Source organism: Stenotrophomonas sp. YJH_SMC_17, from assembly GCF_059371655.1.
On record NZ_JCAFUU010000005.1, the window covers coordinates 45,822 to 64,615 of the forward strand.

The window sequence follows — 18,794 nt, forward strand, 5'->3', positions numbered from 1 at the left end:
CGCCTATCAGGACCCACACCATGAGCGATCCCTTTACCGGCGAAATCCAGATGTTCGGCTTCAACTTCGCCCCTTACAACTGGGCGATGTGCCAGGGGCAGCTGATGCCGATCCAGCAGAACACCGCATTGTTCTCATTGCTGGGAACCACCTTCGGCGGCAACGGCAGCAGCAACTACCAGCTGCCGAACTACACCAACAACATCGCATGCGGCCAGGGCGCGGGCCCCGCCCTGACCCCGCGCGCCATGGGCGAGACCTTCGGCAGCGACAGCGTCACGCTGCTGATCAGCGAGATGCCCAACCACACCCATGGCGCACGCATCTACAACCAGCCCGATACCGCGCACCGCAGTGGCGTGCCGGCCAGCGGCAATGCATTGATCACACCGGAGTCGAGCCCGATCCTGGCGGCGACACCGACGGTTACCAGCACCTTCCCGCTCACCACGGTGGGCGCTGCGGGAGGGAGCCAGCCCCATGAGAACCGGCAACCGTATCTCACCCTGAACTTCTGCATCTGCCTGTCCGGCGTGTTTCCGCAGCGGCCGTGACCGTGAACGCGACGCTGGCCTTTCCCCCGCTGCGGGCAGCCTGGCTGCCTGCAGCGGGGGAGGGCCTTCCGGCAGGCATCAGCGTGCGCGAAGCACAGGACGGTGACCTGCCCTTCCTGCAGCAGCTCTATGCCGAGTCACGCGCAGCCGAGTTGGCCAACGTGCCGTGGCCGGATGCGCTGCGACAGGCGTTCCTCGACAACCAGTTCGCGCTGCAGCACCTGCACTACACCCGGCACTACCAGCCCGCGCATTACCTGCTGGTGGAGCAGTGCGGCAAGCCGATCGGGCGCATGTACCTGCACTGCGACGAGCACGAGGCCACCCTCATCGATATCGCCCTGCTGGATGCCGTACGCGGCCGTGGCATCGGCTCGGCACTGGTGCGCTGGGTGCAATGCGTGGCGCGCGCCGTGCAGCTGCACAGTGTCGTGCTGCATGTCGCCTGGGAGAATCTGGCGGCGCGCAGGCTCTACGAACGCCTCGCGTTCCGCACCGAGGGGGATACCGGCAGCCACCTACGGATGCGCTGGGTGGCCGCGGCTGTCAGTTGAACAGCGCCTGGTAGATGAAGCCGGTTCGATCACGTGCGATCGGCACCAGGAAAATACCGAACTCGCCCAGGCCGTGGTGGCGCATGGTGTAGGTGCGCTGTGGAAACAGCACGGCCGATTCGTTGCGGAACAGCAGCGAGAACGGCGCGCGCATCTGCCCGGTCAAGCGCTGATCGGGCAGCGGTGCCGCCTCGACGAGTACGAACGGTACGCCGGTATTCTCGATGTCGGCGCTGAACGTTTCGTTGAGATGACCTGCGAACTGGTCCAGCTGGAAAAAGTGCATGCGTCCCCTCCCCCGGTTGTCAGCGAGCATGCCGAAGCGGCCGCGCGCTTTCAATGGGGCCTGTGCCCACACCGGCCTGGCACGGATGGGGGATACTCGCCCTTCCCTTGCCCGGCGCACCAAAGGACGGAGCCCATGCGTATCTGCCTGCTGATGTTCGCCCTGTCCGGCCCGTTGCTGGCAATCGCAAGCCCGCCCTCCGCGCCTGCAGCCGCCCGATTGCCGGATGTGCCGCTGCCCGCACCGCTGGAGCGCGTACTGCGCGATTACGAGCAGGCGTGGCGCACGGGTGATGCCAAGGCACTGGCCGCGCTGTTCGCCGAGGATGGCTTTGTGCTGCAGAGCAACCAGTCGCCGGTGCGCGGGCGCAGCGCGATCGAGGCCGCGTATGCCGGCCAGGGCAGCAGCCCGTTGCGGTTGCGTGCGCTGGCCTACGCCGTGGAAGAAGACACGGGTTACATCATCGGTGCCTACAGTTACGGCAACAACGTGGGCGATACCGGCAAGTTCACGCTCACGCTGAAGCGTGAGGGGAATGGGCCGTGGATGATCTTCTCGGACATGGACAACGGCAACGCACCGCCGCGGGCAAGGTGATCGGGCGTTGCAGTAGATCCACGCCATGCGTGGATGTGCTGCGCGCGAGTGCCAAGCAAGCTTGGCACCCACCAAAGCCTGTCTCCGGTCCGGCACCCGCATGGGGTGCTCCCTGATGAAAAACCCCGGCGCGTGGCCGGGGCTTTTCGATTCACTTGAACAGCGTGTCCGGATATTCCGGTTTCTGTTCCCGCGCCAGCAATGCGCGCAGGCCTTCTTCCGGCGTCTGCTCGCCGTGCAGCACAGCACGCACGCGGTCGGAGATCGGCAGGTCGATGCCATGGCGGCGTGCCTGTCGCATCACTTCGTCGGCGGTCTGCACCGACTCGACCACCTGGCCGATTTCGCGAACGGCATCCTGCAGCGTCTGGCCACGGCCCAGGGCCAGGCCCAGGCGGCGGTTGCGCGACAGGTCGCCGGTGCAGGTCAGCACCAGGTCGCCCAGCCCGGCCAGGCCCATCAGCGTTTCCGGCTTGGCGCCGATCGCAGCGGCCAGGCGCAGCATCTCGTTGAGGCCACGGGTGATCAGGCCGGCACGGGCGTTGAGGCCCAGCTGCATGCCATCGGCCACGCCGGTGGCCACGGCCAGTACGTTCTTCATCGCACCGCCCAGCTCGGCACCGACCATGTCGTCGCCGGTGTAGGCACGGAACGCCGGGCCGTGCATGGCCTCGGCCACCGTCTGCGCGAACTCGGGCACGTCGCCGTGCACGGTGATTGCGGTCGGCAGGCCCTGGGTCACTTCCTTGGCGAACGACGGCCCGGTGACGACGGCCAGCGGCACGTCCTCGCCCAGCACTTCGCGCGCCACTTCATGCAGGAAGCGGCCCGAACCCGGTTCGAAGCCCTTGGTGGCCCAGGCCACGCCGGCACCGGCCGGGCGCAGCGGCGCCAGCGCACGCACGGTTTCACCGAAGGCGTGCGACGGGGTCACCACCAGGATCCAGGCCGCGCCCTCCACCGTTGACGCCAGGTCGGTGGTGGCACGCAGGCTGTCCGGCAGCGGGATGCCCGGCAGGTAACGCGGGTTCTCGTGGCGCTGGTCGATGGCTTCGACCACGGCAGCGTCGCGCCCCCACAGCACGGTCGGATGACCGTGCCGTGCGAGCAGGCTGGCCAGCGCGGTTCCCCAGGAACCGGCACCCAGCACGGCGATCTTGTCAGCGGTAGTGCTCATCCGTGACGTCGCAGCAGGAATCAGGCGTTGCCAGCCGGCTCGGAGTCAGCCAGCGACGGTGCGTCGCCCTGCTCCTGGCGCTGGCGCAGGGTTTCTGCGTACAGGCCTTCGAAGTTGATCGGCTGCAGGAAGAACGGCGGGAAGCCACCGGCCTGGATCAGGTCGCTGACCAGCTGGCGCACGTACGGGAACAGGATGTTCGGGCACTGGGTACCCAGCAGCACGTCGATCGACTGCGGGTCCAGGCCGACCAGGCCGAACACGCCGGCCTGCTTCACTTCGGCCACGTAGGCGGTGCGCTCACCGGCCTGGCAGGTCAGGGTCACGGCCAGCACGACTTCGAAGGCGTTCTCACCCAGGCGCTGCACCTGCTGGTTCAGGTTCAGCTGCAGCTCCGGCTGCACCTGGTCATTGAAGATGGTCGGCGCGTTCGGCGACTCGAAGGAGACGTCCTTGACGTAGATCTTCTCGACGGTGAAAGCGGGGCCGGTAGCGGCATCGACCGGCGCAGCGGCGCCGTTGGTGATCTCTTCGGACATTTCCAGTAACTCCAATGAATGCAATGAAAACGATGGTCGAATTACTGCGATGGGGGCGGCATCAGGCCCATACAAGGCCGGATCCGCCACCTGCGGCAATCAGTTGCGGCCCTTGACCAGCGGCAGCTCGGCCTGCTGCCAGGCGGGAATGCCGCCATCGAGCACGTAGACCTTCTCGAAGCCGGCCTTCTTCAGCGCCTTGGCGGCGGTTTCCGACGCATTGCCGCTGCGGCACACCAGCACCACCGGCGACTGCTTGGCGTTGGCCACCAGCTTGTTGTCCGGGCCGAAGGCACTGGCCTGGGCGTTGCGGCTGCCGGCAATGTGGCCCTTCTCGAAGTCACCGCTGGCCGACAGGTCGACCACCACCGTGCCGCCCGCATTCATCAGCTGGGTCAGCTCGGCGGGCTTGATGCCCTTGAAGCCCCGGAACAGGCGGCGGATCTCGGTGACGATGATGGCCACGGTCAGGCCGACCAGGGCCGCGGACAGCATCGGGTTTCGGCCTGCAAAGGCCAGCAACTCTTCGTAATTCACTCAGGTCACGGGTCGATTAAGCGGGCGCCGATTGTCGCACAAGCCGGACGCGGCCCGTCACTGCCCCTTCCACAGGTCCGGCAGGCCGGCGGTCTGCCACCAGCGCTTGGCCTCCGGATCCCAGCGCCAGCGCTCGACCACCATCACGGTGCGTTCGGCCTGGGTGTTCTGGTTGATCACCCCGATTTCGACCCGGCGCTCGACCAGACCGCCTTCCAGCGCGGCGCTGCTGCGCTCGCGGTAGGACGACACGCGCAGCTGTGCGTAGCGGTTGAGCTCGAACTCGGTGGGCGGCTTTTCCTTGCGCTGCTTGGGGTCCAGATAGCCGATGGCATCGTCCATGCTGCCCCAGCGGATGGTCGCCCCGTAAGCGATCTGGGTCTCTTCCAGCAGCTTGCGCTGCTTGCGGCTGAGGTCGTCGGCCGAAGCTGCGGCGCTGGCCAGCAGCAGGGTGCAGATCAGGAGCTGGATGAGGCGGCGCATCGGTGGTTTCCCCAGAACGTCAGCCTGCCATCCTACCCTTTGGCGAAGGCAACAAAGCGACCGCTGAACTCGGCGGCCGGCTTGCCATCGGCACCTGGCTGGGTGGCGATGATGCTGATGCGGGCCTTGCGGCGCTGGCGGAAGGTATTCAGGAAGGCGTCCCAGCCGCTGGCGTCGGCCGCTTCGGCATGGGCGTGCAGGTCTTCGTAGACCGGCGCCAGGTAGCGCAGGTTGCTGTCGGCCACATAGACCTCGGCATCGTGGCCGGCCAGGCGCAGGCGCAGGCTGACCAGGGCCCAGCCGGACAGGGTCAGCACCGACGCCAGGCTGCCACCGAAGGCGTTGCCCTTGTCGTTGACGTTGGCGGCCAGTGGCGCGGTGATGCGCAGCACGCCGTCGGCATAGCCATCGAGCTGGATCTGCATGGCGCGGACCGCGGGCATGCAGTCCAGCACGTCCTGCAGGGCGGCCAGCGAGGAAGTCAGGGCATCAACGGACATCGGAGCAGCGACCACGACAACGAAGGGCCCGCATAATGCAGGCAATGGCCGACCATACGATACCCACTGGCGCCGCGGGTTCCAAAGCGGGCTGGACCTTCATTTCGCTGCGCCCGCAAGGCCAGAATGCGGCATTGCGCCGCGCCGTTGCTGGGCTGGGCGGGCATGTGGTGGCCCTGCCCCCCTGGCGCTTGCAGCGCCTGCAGGGCATGCCTGTGGTACGCCAGCTGCAACGCGCGCTGAACTGCGACCGCGTGGTGTTCACCAGCCCAGCCGCCGTGGCCGCAGCCGCCGCACTGATGCCGCTGGCCGCCGCGCAGCGCAGCCCCTGGCTGACGGTGGGCGAAGGCACCGCGCGCGCACTGCGGGCACAGGGCGTTGCCGAGGTGCATGCACCGCAGCGGATGGACAGCGAAGGCCTGCTTGCCCTGCCGGTAGTGGCCGACGTGCAGGGGCTGCGCATCGGCCTGGTGACCGCGCCCGGTGGGCGTGGCCTGATTGCCACGCAGCTGCAGGCGGCCGGTGCCACCCTTGAACGCGCCGACGTCTATCAGCGCAGTCTGCTGGGCCTGCAACCGCGCGTATTGGCCCGGCTGGCGCGTTCAGCGTACCCCTGGGTGCTGGCGGTCAGCAGTGGTGAAGCGCTCCAGCATTTCTGGCAGCAGCTTCCGCCTGCGCTGCAGCACCGCCTGCAGGCCCACGCCAGCGTTGTGGTCGCCAGCGATCGGCTGGGTGAGCAGGCATGCGGTCTGGGCCTGCACCATGTGGCGCGCAGCGCCGGGCCGACCACTGAGCAGTTGGTCGCCGCTGCACACGCCACGCTCACCGGCCCGGCAGCGACCTGAACAGGGACGGGCGTCACGCTTGCCGCTGCCGTCGGCAACAGTAATGCTGTGCACAACGCGGCCTGCCGGAACCGACTGGCAACACAGCCGACAAGGAAGCCCGATGAACGACACTGCGCCCGCTGCTCCACCCCATCGACACGTGCGCTGGCTGCTGCCGCTGGCCGGCGTGGTCGTGCTTGGCGCGGGCGGCTATGCCGGCTGGTACGTTTGGCAGCAGCAGCAGGAAGAGCAGCACGCGCAGGCCCAGACCACCGCCGTGCAGTTGCAGGGCCTGGAAGCCACGCTGGATGCGCTGCGCCGCGACCAGCGCGCGACCAGCCAGCGCCTGCAGGATGCGGCGGCCACCAACCGCGTGCTGCGCGACGAGATGCTGGGCCTTTCGCAGCGCAGTGCGCTGTTGGAAGAGAACCTGGCCAAGCTGGCCGACAGCGCCAACCAGGGCCGCCAGGCGGTACAGCGCGATGAGGCCGAACTGCTGCTGACCCAGGCCGCACAGCGGTTGAACTACGCCGACGACGTGGACGGCGCACGCCGCCTGTATGCACAGGCCGCCACCGCACTGGCCGACCTGCCGGACAGCGAGGGCCTGAACCTGCGCCAGGCGCTGGTGCAGGAGCGCGATGCGCTTGATGCGCTCGGCGCTGGACCGCGCGTGCAGGCGCTGCAGCGACTGGATGCAGTGGCCAAAGCATTGCAGGGCCTGCCCTCGCAGGTGACTGGCGACGCGGCGATGCACACGGCAAAACCGTGGTGGCAATCGACGCTGGCCCCGTTCGTGGACATCACCCCGAGCCGCCAGAACGGCCCACTGACCGCAGCCGAACGCCGTAACGCCGACGATGCACTGCAGCTGGAACTGACCCTGGCGCGCGCCGCGATCGAGCGCGGCGACCGCGCCGGTCGCGATACTGCGCTGGCACGCGTGGAGCATTGGGCACAGCGGCGCTGGCCGGATTCACCGGCCCTGCGCGCGCAGCGTGCTGAACTGAAGGCCTTGCGCGAGCTTCCGCTGCAGGCCAGCAGTACCGTTCTTGGCAGCACCCTGCAGCAACTGCGCACCCAGACCGACCGGAGGTAATCCCGCATGAAACCCCTGCAATCCCTGGTCGTGCTGTTGCTGGCCGTGGCCATCGGCGTGGTCGCCGCGCAATGGCTCGGCGCCGATGACCTCAACCGCTTCGGCGAAGTGACCCTGCGCTACGGTGGCTACGACTATCACAGCAATCTGCCGAAGGTGGCCCTGCTGTCGGTGATCGCGGTGCTGGTGCTGTGGCTGCTGTGGAGCCTGATCGCCGCACCGTTCCGGGCCTGGGGCCGCTACCGCCGCAAACAGGGCCGGGTGCGCCTGATCGACGGCCTGCAGGCCTATGAGCACGGCCAGTGGCAGCGTGCCGAGAAGCTGCTTGATGGCGCGGCCAAGGACCCGGAAGTGAGTGGCGTGGCGCTGGCCAATGCCGTGCGCAGCGCGCAGGCGCGTGCCGATGGCCCCGCTGGCGAGGCGCTGTTGCAGCGCCTTGGCGAAAGCGATGCCACGCTGCAGGCGCTGCTGCGCGCCGAACAACTGATCGCCCGCGATCTGCCGGTGGATGCGATCAATGTGCTGGACGTGGCGGCGATCCAGCCGCTGCCGCCGCGCGGCCTGTGGCTGCGCACCGAAGCACTGGCACAGGCCGGCCGCGCCCACGAGGCGTACGGCCAACTGGGCGCACTGCGGCAGAGCAAGGTGTTGCCGGCCGATGCGAACAGCGAACTGGAAGCCCGTCTGGCCGCACAGGCGCTGCTGGAAGCAGCCGACGTCAACGCGCTGGCCGCGCAGTGGGAAGCCACGCCGAAGGCGCTGCGCCCCACCCCGGACGTGGTTGGCGCGTATGCCACCCGCGCGGTGGCACTGAACTGGGACGAGCCCGCGCTGCTGGCGCTGGAACAGGCCCTGGACCATCGCTGGGACGACGAACTGGTTGCGCTGTATGGCCGCCTGCCGGCCGAGCGCCTGGCCACGCGCCAGAGCAACCTGGCGCGCTGGCGCAACGTGCATGACGGCTCGGCCGCGCTGCGCCTGGCACAGGGCCGCGTGGCGCTGGCCCAGCAGCAGTGGGATGCCGCCGATGCGTTCCTGCACGAAGCCATCGCCGCGGGCGCCGGTGCACCGGCGTGGGAAGCGCTGGGTGAACTGTTCGCACAGCGTGGCGATCACGCACTGGCCGCGCAGTGCCTGGCCAATGCACTGCGCCTGCAGCGCGGCGAGGACAGCCTGGATCTGGTGCGCGGCATTGAAGCGCCGTCGCGGACCACGGTGGAAGAGCAGCCGATCGCGGTGCAGCCGCCGGTGTATGACGCCAACGAAGAGCGCGATGAGTTCGGCAACCCGCGCTTTTCCTGATGGGTAATGCCGGCCGCTGGCCGGCATCCACCGGTGAATCTGGCAACGCGCCAAGCATGCTTGGCACCCACCGGAGCAACAATCCGAACAAAAAAAAACGCCGCCCGATGGGCGGCGTTTTTCTATTGTTCGATGGATGCGATCAGCGTTCGACGATCGCCACTACACCCATGCCGCCAGCGGTGCAGATCGACACCAGCGCGCGGCCACCGCCACGCTCGGCAAGCTGCTTGGCCGCCGTGGCGATCACGCGGGCGCCGGTGGCGGCGAACGGGTGGCCCGTGGCCAGCGACGAACCCAGCAGGTTGATCTTGTCCGGATCGATGCGGCCCAGCGGTGCGTCCAGGCCCAGGCGGTTGCGGCAGTAGTCCTCGCTCTCCCACGCGCGCAGGGTGCACAGCACCTGCGCAGCGAAGGCTTCGTGGATCTCGTAGATGTCGAAGTCCTGCAGGGTCAGGCCATTGCGCTTGAGCATTTCCGGTACGGCCACGGTCGGCGCCATCAGCAGGCCTTCGCCATGCACGAAGTCCACCGCAGAGACGTGCGCATCACGCAGGTAGGCCTGCGGCTCGTGACCGTGTGCACGCGCCCACTCTTCGCTGGCCAGCAGGACCGCAGCGGCGCCGTCGGTGAGCGGGGTGGAGTTGGCGGCGGTGAGCGTGCCGCGGCCGGAGACCTTGTCGAAGGCCGGCTTCAGCGTGGCGAGCTTTTCCAGCGAGGTATCCGGGCGCAGGATGTTGTCGCGCTCGACACCACGGAACGGTGCGATCAGGTCGTTGAAGAAGCCGCGCTCATAAGCGGCGGCCAGCTTCTTGTGCGAGGACACCGCCCACTCGTCCTGCGAGTCGCGCGAGATGTTCCATTCCTTGGCCATGTCCTCGCAGTGGTCGCCCATGCTCTTGCCGGTGCGCGGCTCGGCCACGCCGGGGAACTCGGGCTTCAGTTCAGAGAACTTGAAGCCGGCGGTCAACGCGCGGATCTTGTCGCCGGTGCTCTTGGCGCGGTTGGCCGCCAGCAGGCGCGCGCGCAGCTTCTTGCCGTAGACGATCGGCACGTCGGAGGTGGTGTCCGAACCGCCGCCGATGCCGGATTCGATCTGGCCCAGCGCGATCTTGTTGGCGACAGTGATGATGCTGTCCAGCGAGGTGCCGCAGGCGCGCTGCAGGGTGATGCCCGGGGTCAGCGGCGACAGGCCGGAAGACAGCGTGGCCTCGCGGCCGAGGTTCCAGTCGCTGGAGTGCTTGATCACCGCACCCATCGCCACTTCACCCAGCTGCTGGCCATGCAGGCCGAACCGTTCGACCAGTGCGCCCAGCGTACGGACCGACATGCCGAGGTTGCCGACATCCGAATACGCGGTGTTCTGGCGGCAGAACGGAATGCGGACGCCACCGAGGATGGCGACGGGACGAGCATTGGGCATGGAGATACCTGGCATGGATGAGGGTGTCTGCAACATGGCCTGCACGACGGAGCAGGCATAATGGAGCCAAGTGTAGCTGCCGCCCTGTGATGGGCCAACCGTGGAACCATGAGCAAACCCGACCCCGCGATGAATGCCCTTGGCGTGCTGGCCCTGGAACTGGCCGGCGGCGAAATCCCCCGCCAGGCGGTACTCAGCGCCGAACAGGCCGGTGAACTGGCCGATCGCGTCGGCCGCGACCTGTCCAAGCTGGTGCCGCAGGTGGCCGAGCTGGACCTGGTGTTCGCCGCCGCCCATTTCGACCCGGCCGAAGTGCTGCGCCCGGGCTGGCCGATCCATCGCCGCCTGGAAGAACTGCAGATGCGGGCACCGGGCCGCAACCAGGGTCCGCGCCTGCTCGCCTTCGGCACCGACGCCCAGGGTGACGTGCCGCTGCCGTTCCAGGCCGATGCCAGCCTGGTGGGCGGTGGCCTGCGCGTAGTGCCGTTCCTGCTGACCGGCAGCGACGTGGCCACCACCAACGCTGTGGCCAACGCGCTGGAAGAAACCCTGCTGGCCAACGGCATGGCGCATGCCGACACCGCATTGATGGCACAGAACACCTTCGGTGCCCGCATCGAGCACGCGCGCTACTTCACCGTGAACGATCTGGCCGCGATGATGTCGATGCAGTACGACAACCAGGGCCTGGCCGCGCTGTGGCCGCTGATCGAGACGGCGATCATGGCGCCGGGTGAGGACGAATGGCTCAACGCCGCACCCGAGCCGCTGCTGCGTTACACCCACGGCGAGGCACGCATGGCGCTGTTCGACCCGGCCGGCTGGTGCGCGCACTACAACCACAGCAACAACGACTGCGATCGCCTGAAGGGCATCTACGAGCAGTTCCTGATGCGCCAGCGGCAGATGGCGGCGGTGCTGGAAGCGCACGGCGTGCCGGTGCTGTTCGTGCACTGCGAGGCCGGGCAGGACGCGCGCGAGCTGCTGGCGCGCTGATCGACGGACGTATTCCGCCGGGCATGGCCCGGCGCTACCTGTACGCTTTGTTGTAGAGCCGAGCCCATGCTCGGCTCAGGCCGCCTGCAGAGCCGCCGAGCGTGGGCTCGGCTCTACAGGCGGCACGTGCGCCTTACGGGGCCTTCTTGATCACCGCACAGGCCAGGCGCGCGCCGGCGTTGCCGGTCGGCTGGGTCTTGTAGTCGTCCGCGTCGGCGTGGACGATCAGGCCGCGGCCGATGATGTCGAAGTCATCGCCCTTGCCGATGTTGACGTTGCTGGAGACGGGACCGTCGATGGTGGCCACGCCCTTGTCGTCGGCCTTGATGTTGGGCATGTCGCCGCCGTGGTGCGGATCGGTGGCCACGTTGCCGTGATCCTGGTGGCCCGGGTTGAAGTGGCCGCCGGCGCTCATGCCATCCGGCGCGCTGCAGTCGCCCTTCTCGTGGATGTGGAAGCCGTGCTCGCTGCCCGGCTTCAGGCCGCTGATCTGGCCGGTCACGTGAACCTTGCCGTCGACCACCTTGAAGGTGACGCTGCCCTTGGCTTCGTTGCCCTGGGTCGGAGCCAGCTCGGCGGTGGCCGAAGCATCGGCGGCCGGTGCCGGTGCGGCAGCCGGTTCAGTGGTGGCCGCCGGCGCCGCCGGTGCGGTTTCCGCCTGCGGTGCGGCGGGCTGCTGGCCGCAGGCCGCCAGGCCCAGCGCGGTGATGGCAGCGAACAGCGAAGTGTGGATCAAACGCATGGAATCTCTCCCTGGATGATGCCTGCAGTGATCAGCGGACAACCCGGATCACGCCACAGGCGATGCGGACGCCGGCATTGCCGGCGGGCTGGCTGCGATAGTCGTCGGCGTTGGCATGCACGACCAGTGCACGTCCGGCGATATCGGTGGCGGCGCCTCCGCCAAGGGTAACGCCCTTGAGGTGGATATCGACGTTGGCGCGGCCCTGGGCGTCGGCACGCAGATTGTCCATGTCGCCCAGGTGGTGCTTGCCGGTGCCGGCGCGGCCATGCGCGGCGCCACCGGGGTTGAAGTGGTTGCCGGCACTGCTGGCATCCACCGCGCTGCAGTCGCCGCGCTCGTGGATGTGGAAGCCGGCCTGCTGCATCGGCTGCAGGCCACCGATCAGGCCGGTGATGTGCAGGCCACCAGGTTCCACCATCAATGCCAGGCGGCCACTGACGATGCTGGCCGACGACGGCGACAGATTGGCCTCGGCCTGTTTCGCAGCGCTGACCACGGTCGGCGGCGGCGGGGTGGGCTCGGCCTTCTTGGGCGCGCTGCCACAGGCAGACAGCAGCACGGCGGCGGACAACGGCAGGATGGCAAAGGACAGACGCATCTAAGACTCCTTGCAGATGACACTACGGACGGCATCGTCCATGAACGATCAACAGTTCGGCAAGCGGGCGCGAGGATCGCGTGCAGAGGCCGTTCAATGGCCCCCGCGGCGACGTCCGGCGCCCAGCTTGCGGGTAAGGGTATTGCGGCCCAGGCCCAGGCGGGCAGCGGCTTCTGCGCGGCGCCCATGGGTGATCTGCAGCGCGGCTTCCAGCAGCGCATGGTCGACCCGCTCGCGCACCTGCGCATGCAGCCCTTCCACGCCTTCGGCCAGCTGCCGCCGTGCCCACTCGGCCAGCAGCACTTCCCACTGCCCCGGATCGGCACCGTGCGCGGGGCTGCGGCGGCCACGCGCGCGATTGAGCGCGGTATCGACGTCGGCCACGCCGATGGTGTCGGCGGCGGCCAGCGCGGCCATCCGCCAGCACACATTCTCCAGCTCGCGCACATTGCCCGGCCAGTCGTGCTCGCGCAGCGCCTGCAGGGCCGCGGCGGTCAGGCGCTTCGGCGGCGTATCCAGCTTGCGTGCGGCGGCAGCCAGGAAGGTGCTGGCCAATTGCGCGATGTCCTCGCGGCGCTCGCGCAGTGGCGGCAGCTGCAGGCGCACCACGTCCAGGCGGTGCAGCAGATCGGCGCGGAACTTCCCCTCCGCGACCAGTCCCTCCAGATCCTGGTGGGTGGCGGCCACCACGCGCACGTCGACGCGGATCAGCTCGCGGCCACCGACGCGGAAGAACTCGCCCTGCGCCAGCACGCGCAACAGGCGCGTCTGCAGCGGAAGCGGCATGTCGCCGATTTCATCCAGGAACAGCGTGCCGCCGTCGGCCTGCTCGAAACGGCCGATATGGCGGCGCTGCGCGCCGGTGAAGGCACCGGCCTCGTGGCCGAACAGCTCGCTCTCCAGCAGTTCGGCGGGAATCGCCGCGGTATTGAGCGCGACGAACGGACCGTGCGCGCGGGGTGATTCACGATGCAGCGCATTGGCCACCAGTTCCTTGCCGGTGCCGGTCTCGCCGGTGATCAGCACCGCCAACGGCGCCTGTGCCAGGCGACCGATGGCGCGGAACAGCGCGCGCATCGGCGGGGTATCGCCCACCAGTTGCGGCGGCTGGTCGCTGTGCGTTTCGGCGGCAGGCGTGGGCGCGGCCAGTGCCGGTGCCACAGCCGGCAGCACGCGCTGTGCCAGCGCCACCGCATCGTCCAGATCAAACGGCTTGGACAGGAACTCATGCGCGCCACCGCGGAATGCCCCCGCCGTGCTGGCCACATCGGTGTAGGCGGACATCACCACCACCGGCAGCTGCGGCAGCGCGGCCTTGAGCTTGTCCAGCAGCACCAGGCCGTCGTCGCCGGGCATGCGTACATCGGTGAACAGCAGCGCCGGCGGCGGGCCCTCGCTCAAGGCCTGCAACGCAGGCGCGGCGCTGTCGAAATCAACGACCTGGTAGCCCGCCTCACGCAGCGCGGTGCACAGCACGAAGCGCACGGCGCGGTCGTCGTCGACCACCCAGATGCGCTGCGGGGACGATGAAGACTCAGACATCGCGCAGGGCCTCCTCGGCCGGGGCGGCGCCGTTGCCGATCGGCAGCAGCAGGGTGAACACGGTATGGCCGGGGCGCGAGCGGTAGGTGAGCGTGCCGCGATGCTCGCGCGCCACCTGCTGGGCCAGCGCCAGGCCCAATCCGGTGCCTTCGGCGCGGCCACTGACCAGCGGCAGGAACAGGTGCTCGGCCAGCTCCTCGGGCACGCCGCGGCCGTCATCGGCGATTTCCAGGCGCAGGGCCAGGGTGTGCAGCTGCTCGGTGATGCGCACGCCATGCTCCACCCGCGTGCGCAGGGTGATGTTGCCGGCGCCGGCCTGGATCGCATTGCGCACCAGATTCCACACGGCCTGGGTGAGGCGATCGGCGTCGCCATGGAATTCAGGAATGCTGGGGTCATAGTCGCGCTGCAAGCGCACCGCCCAGCCGGCCTCGCTCTCGGCCAGGCGCAGCACGCGCTCCAGCGCGGCATGGATGTTCAGTTCGGCATGCGGCGCGGCCGGGGCGGGCGACAGCAGCTGGTCGAGCAGGCCATTGAGGCGTTCGATCTCCGAGCCGATCAGCTCGATCAGCTCACGTTCGCTGGCGTCGCGCTGGGCGGCGCGGCGGGCCAGCAGCTGCGCCGCGCCCTTCAGGCCGGCCAGCGGATTGCGCAGCTCGTGGGCCAGGCCCTTCAGCGCGGCACTGAGCGCACTGGGCAGGGCCTGGGTCGGGTCCAGGCCGGGGAATTCGTCCACCGGATGTGCTTCCAGCAGCCAGCCGCCATCGTCGCGGCGGCTCATCCAGCCCTCGGCGAAACGCGGCGCCTCGCCCGGCACGGCCAGCGCCAGCCGGTTCAGGCGCAGGCTGTCGCGCTCGTCGCGGGCCAGGAAATGGGCCAGGGCCTCGCCCTGCACTTCCAGCGCGGCGAGCGGCTGGCCCAGCAGGCGGCGGCCACTGACGCCCAGCCAGCGGGCAAAGGCGGGATTGCAGCCGATGATGCGGCCATCGGCCCCGGCCCAGGCCAGCGGCGTGCCGAGGGCATCGAGGGACGGCGGGGGTGCGGGGTCGGACATTGCACCAATGTAGTGCAAAAGCGCGGGTTCGGGGTTAGAGCCCTTTCCTCGCGGAAAGGGATCTGACCCCTTGCGCTGCGGGGTCCGGGGTCGGATCTCTTTCTGCGAGGAAAGGGCTCTGACCCCGGCAGGTCGAGCACGCTGAACCACTACCGGATGCGTGGCCGGTTACAGCTTCATGTTCAGGCCGACGAACACGCTGCGGCCCGGGGCCGGCGAGAACATCGGTCGGGCGCTGTCCCAGAAGAAGCCGTCGTACCAGACGTAGGCGTACTCGCGGCCGGTAACGTTCTTCAGCTGCAGGTCCACGCTCCAGCGCGGGTTGATCTGATACGCGGCGCTGAGGTCGAGCACGGCGAAGCCGCCGAACTTGCCCGCCACGTTGCGCTCTTCCAGGTAGTAGTCGCCCTGCGCGCGCGCCTGCAGGCCGAGGCGCAGCGCGTCGCTGGCGCGGTAGTCCACGCCCAGGTTGCTGATATGGCGCGGGGTGGCCGCCACTTCCCTGCCCTGCAGCGAAATGCTGGCATCGCGCTCGTCGCGGGTGATCTTCGCTTCCTGGTAGGCGTGCGAGGCCCACAGCGTCCAGTCATCGCCCAGTTGCAGGCTCAGCTGCGCATCCACGCCGCGGCGGCGGGTCTTGCCCAGGGTGACCGTGGTCCCGGTGGCCGGCATGTTGGACACCTCGTTTTCCGCATCCTGCTGCCACACCGCCAGCCGCGCCTGGCTGCCGGCGAACGGCTGGAACTTCAGGCCCAGCTCCATGCCGGTGTTGGTGGACGGCTGCATCGGCGCCTGTCCCGGGGTGAGGTAGGCCGGCGCGGTGGAGCCGGTGAGCACCTGGAAGGTGCGGCCCCAGTTGGCGTAGACGTGGGTGGTTTCGCCCAGGCTGTGGATGACGCTCAGCTTGGGCTGGCCGATCGTGCCGTAGTCCTGCAAGCGGCCGCTGATGCCGCTCATCAGGTGCGTGCTGCCACTGAAGCGGTCGATACGGTAGGCCGGCACGATCTTCCACGCCTCGGCGGGCTGGTAGATGGCCTGCACGTAGGCGCCCCAGTTGTCGAAGCTGTGGCGGTCGTTGTTCTGCACGCGCGCCGGGGCCTGGCTGAAATCAGTGGGTTCGGCGTAGGCGTAGCGCTCGCGGAGGTAGCCGTTGTCCTGCTGTTCGTAGTTCAGGCCGCCTTCCACGGTCAGCGCGGGGCTGGCCTGCCAGGTGAGCGTGCTGAGCAGGCCGGTCTGCCGCTCATCCCACACGCGGCGCTGGCGCGGCAGGTTGCCGGTGGGCAGATCGCTGAAGGTCACGCGGCGGTCGTCTTCATAGCGGTTGTAGTACAGCCGCGTGCCGAAGGTGAGCGCGTCAGAGAGCTTCAAATCCACGTGCGCGGCGATCTGCCGCATGTCGCGGTCATCGCCATCGTTGCCGTTGCGCAGGTCGCTGCCACGGCGGTGCGTGCGCAGTTCGTCGGCCGTCATGAAGCCGGGTTCGTCCGCTTCGTGGTGGTAGGCGCGCGCGGTCAGGCCCACGCGCAGGCCGTCGTCCAGCGAGCCATGGAACCATTTGCCGCCCAGCGAATACTTCTTCGAGGTGTCATGGTCGCGGTAGCCATCACTGGCCTGGGTGCCGACGAAGTAGTTCTGGGCGAAGCCATCCGCTTCACGGCCCACGGCAAGCTGCGCATCGCGGGTGTTGTAGCTGCCGTAGGCCAGCCGCGCATCGGTGTAGGTGCCGCCCTGGCGCGTACCGAAGTTCACGTTGCCGCCAATGTTGTGCAGGCCGTAGCGCGGGTCGTTGGTCCCGCGCACCACTTCGATGTAGCTGATCTCCAGCGGGAACAGCATGTCGATGAAGCGCTGGTTGCCGCTGTTGACGTTGCTGGGGATGCCGTCGATGAGGGTCTTGATCGCGTTGAGGTAGCCCTCGCCGTTGAAGGCGCGGAAGCTGACCTTGCCCGACTCCGCACCCTGCCGGGTTTCGGTGAGCTGGATGCCGGGCATCTGCCCCAGCAGTTCCCAGCTGTGCGAGACGTTGCGGTCTTCGATCTGGTCCGCGCCCAGCACGTCCACCGAGGTCAGCACCTGGTGTGCGCTGAGCTGGCCTTCGCCATGCTGGTGCACCTGCACCTTGCCGAGGGTGAGCGCGGCATCGGCGGACTGTGCGAAAGCTTCAGGAGCGAACGGGGCGGCCGCGAGGGCGGCCACCAGCGTGGAGGTCTTCATGGGGGTGGAAGGGTGCGGATGAAATGTAATTATATAACATTTCATGCGTCTGCCATGTAGAGTCGAGCCATGCTCGACTGCTCCTGGCAAACAGCAGTCGAGCATGGCTCGACTCTACAAAGGCGGTGAAGGAGTCGAGCATGGCTCGACGCTACAAAAGCGGGGTGGAGCGGTGCTTACACCGGGTAGCCGGTGGCTTCTCTGGCCTTCTTCCAGGCGCTTTCAAACTCGCGCGCGGAGATTTCGTCGTCTTCGTCGAAATCGAGGAACGACACCGGCTGGTCGGCCAGCAGGAAGCGGTCATCGCTGTGGGCATGCTCGTCGGCCCAGACCATCTTGGTGCCGTAGATTTCCACCTGGCGCACGATCTTCTCGCCGCGGGCCTCCATCAGCACGTTGCCCTTGCCCAGGCCCGATTCGGCCCAGTGCTTGTAGTACTTCTTTGCGGCGGACTTCGCGCCGGGTTTTGCGTTGTGCTTTGCGTAGGTCATTGCAGGGGGCCTGGCCGCAGGCGCGGCCGGAAGGTTCGGAATGACGCCATTATCAGGTATCCAGGGGTCAGATCCCTGTCCTCCGGAAACGGATCTGACCCCAGCCGACCTACCGTGGCAACGCCAGACCTTTCGGCCACAGCATCCAGAGGTTGCCCTTCTGCTTCATGTCGCCGGCCAGCTTGCCAGCGGCATCGCCACTGCCCCAGTACAGGTCGGCGCGTACTTCGCCGGCGATGGCGCCGCCGGTGTCCTGCGCGGCCACCGGACGCACCACCGGGGTGCCATCCGGGCGTGTGGTGGACAGCCACAGCAGGCTGCCCAGTGGCACCACGGTCCGATCCACCGCCACGCTGTAGCCGGCGGTCAGCGGCACGTTCAACGAGCCACGCGGGCCTTCCGGGCTGTCGGCGCTGCGCACGAAGAACACGTAGCTGGGGTTGCTTCGCAGCAGTTCCGGCACGCGCGCGGGATTGGCCCGCGCCCAGGCGCGGATCGCGTCCATGGTCACGTCTTCCTTCTTCAGCTGGCCCTGGTCCACCAGCCAGCGGCCAATGGCGCGGTAGGGATGGCCGTTCTGCTCGGCGTAGGCCAGCCGCACCTGCGTGCCATCGGCCAGGCGTACCCGGCCGGAACCCTGGATCTGCAGCAGCTGCAGGTCCATGGGATCGGTCAGCCAGGCCAGTACCGGGGCCCTGGCGCCTTTGCTGGCAATCGTGCCGGCGTCGTCATAGGGCTTGAGCACCTTGCCTTCGACGCGCCCGCGCAGGCGCTTGCCCTTCAGTTCCGGGTAGAGGCTGTCCAGCTGCACCACGATCAGGTCATCGGGCGTGCCGTACACCGGCACCGTGGCAGTGGCCGTGCGGGTGAGGCTGCCGGGATAGATCGGTTCGTAGTAGCCGGTAATGAGCCCGTCGGCCTGGTGGCCGCCGGCACGCAGCGCGTAGACATCGAGGTCGCGCTGCAGGAACTGGCGGATCGCCGCCGGGTCATTGTCTGAAACCGCAGCGGCCGTGGCGCAGGGCTTTGCCCAGACCGCATCGTTCTTCAGCCGGCTGCAACTGCTGCGCCAGGCAACGAAGCCGGCCTGCAGGTCGCTGTCGGTGACCGGCGGCAGTGCGCTCCATGCGACCTTGGCGTAGGTCGCCGCCGGCGGTGTGACGGCCGTCGGCCGGTCGGATCCGGTGCGGGGGACGGTGGTGGAGCAGCCCGCGAGCGCGGCCGCTGCCAGCAGGATGCAGTGCCTGCGCTTGAAGGTGGCGGAATCGATCATGCC

The 18,794-nt window shown here is 68.3% G+C and carries 21 protein-coding genes; 7 read left to right on the plus strand and 14 right to left on the minus strand.

The window, feature by feature from the left end:
• The first annotated feature begins 20 nt into the window (after window positions 1-20).
• Window positions 21-554, plus strand: coding sequence for a phage tail protein (locus tag AC5P8Z_RS14650; protein WP_286070556.1), 534 nt, complete (start codon window positions 21-23; stop codon window positions 552-554).
• Window positions 551-1,108 carry a GNAT family N-acetyltransferase gene (locus tag AC5P8Z_RS14655; protein WP_286070555.1) on the plus strand — a complete coding sequence of 186 codons (558 nt, stop codon included), beginning with the start codon at window positions 551-553 and terminating at the stop codon, window positions 1,106-1,108. Before AC5P8Z_RS14650 ends, AC5P8Z_RS14655 begins: the two co-directional genes overlap by 4 nt.
• Here AC5P8Z_RS14655 and AC5P8Z_RS14660 read toward each other — a convergent pair.
• Window positions 1,101-1,394 (minus strand): DUF6916 family protein, encoded by a 294-nt coding sequence (locus AC5P8Z_RS14660; RefSeq protein WP_057498556.1) that lies wholly within the window; start codon window positions 1,392-1,394, stop codon window positions 1,101-1,103. The two genes, AC5P8Z_RS14655 and AC5P8Z_RS14660, sit on opposite strands and share 8 nt — an antisense overlap.
• 153 nt (window positions 1,395-1,547) lie before the next feature.
• Here AC5P8Z_RS14660 and AC5P8Z_RS14665 point away from each other — a divergent pair, with 153 nt between their 5' ends.
• Entirely contained in the window at window positions 1,548-1,991 is a 444-nt protein-coding gene (locus AC5P8Z_RS14665; RefSeq protein ID WP_495229453.1) for a YybH family protein, read from the plus strand.
• Window positions 1,992-2,142: 151 nt separating this feature from the next.
• Here the strand turns inward: AC5P8Z_RS14665 and AC5P8Z_RS14670 are convergent, their stop codons facing one another.
• The 5 genes from AC5P8Z_RS14670 to AC5P8Z_RS14690 form a co-directional block, all read right to left on the minus strand.
• Window positions 2,143-3,168 (minus strand): NAD(P)H-dependent glycerol-3-phosphate dehydrogenase, encoded by a 1,026-nt coding sequence (locus AC5P8Z_RS14670; RefSeq protein ID WP_286070553.1) that lies wholly within the window; start codon window positions 3,166-3,168, stop codon window positions 2,143-2,145.
• 20 nt (window positions 3,169-3,188) lie between these two features.
• Complete coding sequence (gene secB, locus AC5P8Z_RS14675; RefSeq protein ID WP_004153553.1) at window positions 3,189-3,707, minus strand: protein-export chaperone SecB; 519 nt, start codon at window positions 3,705-3,707, stop codon at window positions 3,189-3,191.
• Between the two features lie 99 nt (window positions 3,708-3,806).
• Entirely contained in the window at window positions 3,807-4,244 is a 438-nt protein-coding gene (locus AC5P8Z_RS14680; RefSeq protein ID WP_004153552.1) for a rhodanese-like domain-containing protein, read from the minus strand.
• A 57-nt stretch (window positions 4,245-4,301) separates the two neighbouring features.
• Window positions 4,302-4,727 carry a hypothetical protein gene (locus tag AC5P8Z_RS14685; RefSeq protein ID WP_295565993.1) on the minus strand — a complete coding sequence of 142 codons (426 nt, stop codon included), beginning with the start codon at window positions 4,725-4,727 and terminating at the stop codon, window positions 4,302-4,304.
• A gap of 32 nt (window positions 4,728-4,759) precedes the next feature.
• Window positions 4,760-5,227 (minus strand): YiiD C-terminal domain-containing protein, encoded by a 468-nt coding sequence (locus AC5P8Z_RS14690; protein ID WP_295565991.1) that lies wholly within the window; start codon window positions 5,225-5,227, stop codon window positions 4,760-4,762.
• A 35-nt stretch (window positions 5,228-5,262) separates the two neighbouring features.
• On the opposite strand from AC5P8Z_RS14690, the gene AC5P8Z_RS14695 reads away from it, so the two are divergent.
• From AC5P8Z_RS14695 to AC5P8Z_RS14705, 3 genes are all read left to right on the plus strand, one after another.
• Complete coding sequence (locus AC5P8Z_RS14695) at window positions 5,263-6,072, plus strand: uroporphyrinogen-III synthase (RefSeq protein WP_495229389.1); 810 nt, start codon at window positions 5,263-5,265, stop codon at window positions 6,070-6,072.
• A 103-nt stretch (window positions 6,073-6,175) separates the two neighbouring features.
• Entirely contained in the window at window positions 6,176-7,153 is a 978-nt protein-coding gene (locus tag AC5P8Z_RS14700) for a uroporphyrinogen-III C-methyltransferase (protein ID WP_295565989.1), read from the plus strand.
• A gap of 6 nt (window positions 7,154-7,159) precedes the next feature.
• Window positions 7,160-8,455 carry a heme biosynthesis HemY N-terminal domain-containing protein gene (locus AC5P8Z_RS14705; protein ID WP_495229390.1) on the plus strand — a complete coding sequence of 432 codons (1,296 nt, stop codon included), beginning with the start codon at window positions 7,160-7,162 and terminating at the stop codon, window positions 8,453-8,455.
• Between the two features lie 142 nt (window positions 8,456-8,597).
• On the opposite strand, the gene AC5P8Z_RS14710 is transcribed toward AC5P8Z_RS14705, so the two are convergent.
• Entirely contained in the window at window positions 8,598-9,893 is a 1,296-nt protein-coding gene (locus AC5P8Z_RS14710; RefSeq protein ID WP_099551602.1) for an acetyl-CoA C-acetyltransferase, read from the minus strand.
• Window positions 9,894-9,986: 93 nt separating this feature from the next.
• On the opposite strand from AC5P8Z_RS14710, the gene AC5P8Z_RS14715 reads away from it, so the two are divergent.
• The gene (locus tag AC5P8Z_RS14715) at window positions 9,987-10,874 is read left to right on the plus strand and encodes a hypothetical protein (protein WP_286070548.1); all 888 of its coding nucleotides are present in this window, start codon (window positions 9,987-9,989) and stop codon (window positions 10,872-10,874) included.
• 133 nt (window positions 10,875-11,007) lie between these two features.
• Here the strand turns inward: AC5P8Z_RS14715 and AC5P8Z_RS14720 are convergent, their stop codons facing one another.
• From AC5P8Z_RS14720 to mltA, 7 genes are all read right to left on the minus strand, one after another.
• Window positions 11,008-11,616, minus strand: coding sequence for a superoxide dismutase family protein (locus tag AC5P8Z_RS14720; RefSeq protein WP_286070547.1), 609 nt, complete (start codon window positions 11,614-11,616; stop codon window positions 11,008-11,010).
• A gap of 31 nt (window positions 11,617-11,647) precedes the next feature.
• A complete protein-coding gene (locus AC5P8Z_RS14725) occupies window positions 11,648-12,217 on the minus strand; it encodes a superoxide dismutase family protein (protein WP_286070546.1) in 570 nt (189 codons plus the stop codon).
• Window positions 12,218-12,310: 93 nt separating this feature from the next.
• Window positions 12,311-13,759, minus strand: coding sequence for a nitrogen regulation protein NR(I) (ntrC, locus tag AC5P8Z_RS14730; RefSeq protein WP_286070545.1), 1,449 nt, complete (start codon window positions 13,757-13,759; stop codon window positions 12,311-12,313).
• Window positions 13,752-14,813 carry a two-component system sensor histidine kinase NtrB gene (locus AC5P8Z_RS14735; RefSeq protein ID WP_286070544.1) on the minus strand — a complete coding sequence of 354 codons (1,062 nt, stop codon included), beginning with the start codon at window positions 14,811-14,813 and terminating at the stop codon, window positions 13,752-13,754. Before AC5P8Z_RS14735 ends, ntrC begins: the two co-directional genes overlap by 8 nt.
• A gap of 168 nt (window positions 14,814-14,981) precedes the next feature.
• Window positions 14,982-17,027, minus strand: coding sequence for a TonB-dependent receptor (locus tag AC5P8Z_RS14740; RefSeq protein ID WP_495229391.1), 2,046 nt, complete (start codon window positions 17,025-17,027; stop codon window positions 14,982-14,984).
• Between the two features lie 176 nt (window positions 17,028-17,203).
• Window positions 17,204-17,518, minus strand: coding sequence for a hypothetical protein (locus tag AC5P8Z_RS14745; RefSeq protein WP_032130155.1), 315 nt, complete (start codon window positions 17,516-17,518; stop codon window positions 17,204-17,206).
• Between the two features lie 109 nt (window positions 17,519-17,627).
• Complete coding sequence (mltA, locus tag AC5P8Z_RS14750) at window positions 17,628-18,791, minus strand: murein transglycosylase A (protein WP_286070542.1); 1,164 nt, start codon at window positions 18,789-18,791, stop codon at window positions 17,628-17,630.
• Between the last annotated feature and the right edge of the window lie 3 nt (window positions 18,792-18,794).